Origin of the sequence: Streptomyces sp. WM6386, from assembly GCF_000972385.1 — a bacterium.
Lineage (GTDB): Bacteria > Actinomycetota > Actinomycetes > Streptomycetales > Streptomycetaceae > Streptomyces.
Genome location: NZ_JXTE01000223.1, coordinates 1 through 1,019, shown reverse-complemented (window position 1 = coordinate 1,019; position 1,019 = coordinate 1). Strand labels below are relative to the sequence as shown.

General features: G+C 69.2%; 1 pseudogene. It reads right to left on the bottom strand.

The annotated features are described in order from the left end of the window. Positions 1-653 (bottom strand): annotated as a pseudogene (locus tag TN53_RS40885) (protein kinase); the annotation flags it as partial. Positions 654-1,019: the final 366 nt, after the last annotated feature.

Genomic DNA, 1,019 nt, shown 5'->3' with positions numbered 1-1,019 from the left:
GTGCCTGTCTCCAGATGGTTGTGGACCTTGACCCGGTGGTAGCCCGCGGGCCGTGACTGTCCGCGGGTCACCGCGTCCACCAGGTGCGACTCCTCGCGCGCGAGCCCCACCCAGGCCCCGCACACCACGGCGGCGACCTGCGCCCGGCGCAGCGACTGCTCGTTCTCGTGGTCCAGCTGGAAGAGGGTCTGCGCCAACTCCGGGTCGTCGTAGCGCTGTTGCAGCTGACGCAGGGCGTCCTGCAGGCGGTAGAGGGCAGCCTGGATCTCCCGGGTGGCGCCGCGCATCCCGGCCTGCGCGGCCGCGTCGATACGGGTGCGCTGTGCGGAGAGCTCGGCGCGCAGCCCCAGCAGTACGCCTTCCAGGGCGATACCCAGGGGCGTTCCCGCGGTGTGCGGCCGGAGCGGGCCCGGGACCGTCACGTGCGGGTGGGCGAGCTGCCGGGCGGTGGCGGGTACGCGCTGTGCCGCCAGGTGCTCGACCTCGGCCGTCAACGTCTGCAGCGCGCCGTCGAGTCGGGAGCGCAGGGCGTCCGTCTCGGTGCGCTGCCGGGTCAGTTGACGCCGTGAGCGCAGCAGGCCGCCGCCGAGGGCGAGCGCGGACAGTGTGCCGACGGCGAGACCGCCGACGGCCAGGTCCGGTAATTCGATCATCGAATCGGTTTCCAGGGGAAGTCGGGCAGGGGGGAGTCCGAGTGCCGGTGGCTAGGCGCTCGCAGCACAGTACACACCGTCGCCGACCCTTCTCGCACGGTTGATCGAGACTTCGCCCCGAAACCGAACGCTCTCTGTTCACTTCTGCGTCGACTGTCTGAAATGCCGTGTGGAGAAGGTGAGTTGACGCCTTCTCCGGAGCTCGGATCAGCCGTGCGGCACAATCACCGCCCGCCCGTTGATCTTCCCGGCGTGCAGCCGCTCGTAGGTGAGCGGGGCGGCGACCGAGTCGCCCTCTGGATGTCTCGATAGATGTCCCAATGGGACACGTGACTCATTGAGACACTTGATTCGATTGTCTTGACG